The sequence below is a fragment of the Lactobacillus helveticus DSM 20075 = CGMCC 1.1877 genome, assembly GCF_000160855.1.
Classification (GTDB): Bacteria; Bacillota; Bacilli; order Lactobacillales; family Lactobacillaceae; genus Lactobacillus; species Lactobacillus helveticus.
In genome coordinates this window covers 36,454-40,902 of sequence record NZ_GG700760.1, presented here as the reverse complement: position 1 = coordinate 40,902, position 4,449 = coordinate 36,454, and the positions used below count along the sequence as shown (strand labels likewise).

4 protein-coding genes are annotated in these 4,449 nt (G+C 37.5%); all 4 read right to left on the bottom strand.

What is annotated here, in order from left to right:
- Positions 1 to 124 precede the first annotated feature (124 nt).
- The 4 genes from HMPREF0518_RS08635 to HMPREF0518_RS08620 all read right to left on the bottom strand — a co-directional run bounded on the left by HMPREF0518_RS08635 (position 125) and on the right by HMPREF0518_RS08620 (position 4,322).
- Complete coding sequence (locus tag HMPREF0518_RS08635) at positions 125 to 1,552, bottom strand: C69 family dipeptidase (RefSeq protein ID WP_003627842.1); 1,428 nt, start codon at positions 1,550 to 1,552, stop codon at positions 125 to 127.
- A gap of 41 nt (positions 1,553 to 1,593) precedes the next feature.
- Positions 1,594 to 2,448 (bottom strand): DNA/RNA non-specific endonuclease, encoded by an 855-nt coding sequence (locus HMPREF0518_RS08630; protein WP_003627841.1) that lies wholly within the window; start codon positions 2,446 to 2,448, stop codon positions 1,594 to 1,596.
- 90 nt (positions 2,449 to 2,538) lie between these two features.
- A complete protein-coding gene (locus tag HMPREF0518_RS08625) occupies positions 2,539 to 3,492 on the bottom strand; it encodes an exonuclease domain-containing protein (protein ID WP_003627840.1) in 954 nt (317 codons plus the stop codon).
- A gap of 8 nt (positions 3,493 to 3,500) precedes the next feature.
- Positions 3,501 to 4,322, bottom strand: coding sequence for an SIR2 family NAD-dependent protein deacylase (locus HMPREF0518_RS08620; protein ID WP_003627839.1), 822 nt, complete (start codon positions 4,320 to 4,322; stop codon positions 3,501 to 3,503).
- Positions 4,323 to 4,449: the final 127 nt, after the last annotated feature.

Below are 4,449 nucleotides of genomic sequence, written 5' to 3'. Positions count from 1 at the left end.
CATCCAATATTCGTATTAAATTTAGATTTTAATGCCTTATACTAAATATCTTATATTTTTGTTCGTATTGTCTAAATGTTGTGGTACGCACCAAAAAAGGTCATGGTTGAACATGACCTCTTTTTTATAAATTATCTCCGCGTTCGAATTGATATTTAGAACTGTTTAATGCTTGTCTTACTAAATTGCTCATTAAGTTCTTAGTCCTCTTAGTAATTACGCCAGCAGTCTCATCATTTGCATTAGTCAAATATTTGATCAATTCTACATCATCAAGATCTTTAGCCTTTTCATCAATAGCATCAACTCGGCTAATAGCATAGCTTTGGCAATCATCACGATATGCATTTACTTCATAAATGTATTGGTGATAACGTGGCTCAACAATTACTTGCAAAGTCTTGTAAAGCCAGTAAGCACTGCTATCAGGATCAACTGTGTGTTCAGCGACCTTGTAGTTAAGTGGGGTATCTTCAATATTTGTGTAGAAAGGAACATATGGTGAATATGCGTAAAAGCCCATGTTAATCCATTGAATTGCGGCCATCTTAGCAGAAACATCGTTTCTAATTTGCAAAATACTTGATTCTTGGTTTCTGTCTAAGGCAATAGAACGGAACATCTTTTGCTCTTTTTCGCTGCCAGATGAGAAGGTATCCATTGGATCATATGGAGTGCCATTATAGTGACTTGATAAAAACTTTTGCACATCCTCAACGCCAATCTTCTTTTCAGGTACACGAGTAAATGGCATCTCTTGACTAGTTGGGTCTTGCTCAATACTTGGATTGAACAATTTTTGTCCATACCAAGTTCTTGGGGTGTTGTAGAAAGCATCAGCTTCGTCTTTAGTACCAAAAATATCTCTAAATGAGAAGCTGCCATCTGTACTATTGTTCAAATGATTCTTTTCAACGAATTCTTGAATACCTTCTGAATACATGAAGTTATCAGGATCATCAAAATTAACTTGTTGAATCACCATAATATTAGGACAAATTGCATAAGAATCATCTGGCACACGAGCAGCTACCCATTGGTGACCTGCACCAGTTTCAAGGTACCAAACTTCCTTATTATCTGAAAAAGCAATACCGTTAGTTTCACCAGTACCATATTTTTCAATTAAGCGACCTAAGCGGAGTACTCCTTCACGCGCAGTCTTAACAAATGGCAAGGTGATGTAAAGCATTGAATCTTCATTGATACCATCTTCAACAAGCGGATCATGACCTAAGCAACGTGCATTAGTTGCTTCAGTTTCAGTAGCTGACATGGCAACGTTATATTCGTTAATGCCTTGTTCATCCCAGCGACCTTCTGAATCATCAGCAGTTGGAACAGCCGTCCACTTGCAACCATCGCCTTCAAGGTGCATCTTGAAGCCGTTGTATTTTGAAACATAGTCTTCATCATAGTGGCGTGCTTTGTTAACAACAAAAAGCTTTTCATTGATGCCGCCGTAACCATCTTCGTCACGAGCAATCATAGTTGAGCCATCAATTGAAGCGTCTTTACCAACAAGCATCGCGGTACAGTTATCTTTTTTCATGCATGTACTTCCTTTTTTGTTTTATCTATGATTATATTCTGCTATTCATTAACCTGTATTTGGTGATTAACTTTAGCCCTACCATTATTATAATTGAATTCATAACCAGGTTGCACGTTATAAAGATAAACATTGAAGTTTAATGTGCCATCAGTTGAAACAGCCTGCAGATTTACTCCACGAGCCATTAATTCATTGCCTCTAAAGATCGCAGTTGCTTGATATATTACGCGCTTATTTTGCCGTAAAGCCTTACGAACCTTGGCTTCAAAGATCGTTTGAATTTTTTGATTAGAAAAGGCAGACTGAGTAAATAAATTCTTAGGATTATTCTGATCACCTGACTGATTGCGTGGATCATAATTACCGCTTTGATCAATCCCTGCAGAAACAGAATAAGCAATCAAATGGCCTCGATTATAAATTTGCGTGCCATTTCTGCGGTTATAATGCCAACCAGTTGGTTCCACAAATTGCCGCACACGTAAACTATCATTAGCCACATTGCGCTTTTCTAAAAATGCAGTGTTAGGACGAGATGTCCGGTTGAGCGAATCAAGATTAGAATAAATTACTCGATTAACCTTCCATGAATTTTTCACTAAAGTTGATTGATTATGGTTCACTTCAGTAAAAGCCTTGCCACCGTTTTTAAAGTTTAAATTAGCGAGCTTCTTATAATCAGCATCAGATAAACCGCCATAGGTCTTATTAGCCTTAGTAGCATCCCCAATCGTATTAGTAACATGTTCATCATGATTGCCAGTAAAGTCTTTTAAAAATTGACTGCCACTTGGATCACTGCCTGCTTTAGTAAAAAGTCCCCAGGCAATTGCTACCAAAACGATAACTGATGAAAGGACTGTTCCTTGTTTTTTGCGTCTTCTTCTTGCCATAAAAATCCTCCATTATTTAAGATATGATACTAGTCCAAACATTAGTTTGCAATAGTACAAAAGAAAAAGTTGCCTTTTTCAAGACAACTTTTAGCTGCGAGCCCAGTCATCAAGCATCGATAAAAAGAAGCTCTCTGATAAACGCTTAATTTTCGCACCATCTTTAATCAAAAGATGAGCTCTATTTAAATCTTCATTATTTTTTCTGAAGAAATCATGATCACCCATGATCAAATAATTCGTAGTCTTTTCTACATTTTGATCAAGTTGACCGCCCATATTGTTGATCATTTTTCCGGCATCGCGCTGATCCATGTGGAGATTGCCAGACAAAACAATATTTTTATCTTGAACAGGATTGCGGAAACCAAGCTGATAGTAATCAACTTCATCTCCAGTCAAATCGACATTCTTAATCTTGCCAATGGCTTGCTCTAACAGATCCTCTGTAAAATGCTGGTTAAAGTCGTTATAAACCTTAATAGTATCCAGTGAATCGGCCAATCCGTGGTGCTGCTCTACTTGAGCAATTCCAGCACGCTGCATGCAATCAATCAAACGATTATGTTGGCGTGGATAATAGACTCTGGCCAAGCGGAGCACGTCGACATAATCATTATTTAGCACCGGCAAATTATATTTTTGACTAAGGTCATACAAAAAGTTCAAGTCAAAATTGACGTTGTAGCCAATAATAGTGTCATCACCAATGAACTCACGAAATTCCTTGATTGCTTGTTCAGCGGGAATTCCTTCATTAGTAAGCTGCTCTTCAGTGATCCCATTCAATTTAGTAATGAAAGCTGGAACCTTATTATTTTTAGGGAACTTTACCAAATTAGTGTATTGATCGACAATTTGACCATTTCTAACCTTGACTCCGCCAAGTTCGGTAATGCGATCACGGAAAGGGCTAAGGCCAGTCGTTTCAACATCAAGCATCGTGTAGTTAGATAAAAAATCTGGCTTTTCCTGACCTTTTTGGCGTAACTTATCTTGCGCTCCGTCTACATGTAAAATCCCATTTTTTACGTAAATACTCATTATTCACCCTATTTAGTCAAATTCATTAATACATCATGTGAATTAGTGGCAAAACCAGCTGCTCTCTTTTTAAGATCATCTGGCATATCTTCATCTGCCAAATCTGCTGCAACATACTTCCAGTTAGGGAATTGTTCAACTAACTTAACCATTGGATCCAGTAGTTGCGGACTGGTTTCATCAACACCTAATTCAAGTACGACTACCTTTTTATCTTCATTGCCTGTTAAGAACCAACGAAAACGAGTGTTAGCATCAGTATCAGGGAAGAAGTTGGCATTAAGTGGCATGTGCAATTCCATTGGGCTATTGCAATCTTCACATTTTGGCACTAAATCTTCGGTTACGTTGTTTTCTTCAATAGCCTTTAAAAAGCGTTTGACTACTTCACGATCATCTTTTTGCCCATGGTTAATGCCACTAGAACATTGCATTTTAGTCCAATCGCCGAAGGCATCAAAAATTCTATTTTCTTTAAAACCTGCATTTTCAAAGAAATGAGCAAATGTACTTGTAGCAATAAAGTAGTCTTTATCTTGCAAAATTTGCTTTAAAGCTTGCATGGTTTCACATGGTTCATATTGCAGTGAATATTCATTAACCAATTCACTCCAGAAGCTCCATTGCTCACTCCAAGAATCAAACTTTTTGTCTAACGCATCTCCAATTGTATGCACATCGTATTTATCAGCAATTTTGCCAAACTGATCATCGAAGTTTTCTTCACTTAAGATGTCCAGCCCCTCTTCCTTAGCCATGCCATTACCTGCAGTAACGATCACTGCATCTGCATCTTTAATCCATTCTTTTACCTTAGTAAAATCTGCCATTTTTATCTCTTTTCCTACTTAGAATAACCGTTCAAACGTAATTGTCGATCAATGTATTTACCTAAGAATACATCATTAATTCCATTATAACCTGCGGCTTTAACTTCTCGCTCAAGCCATGCCTCGC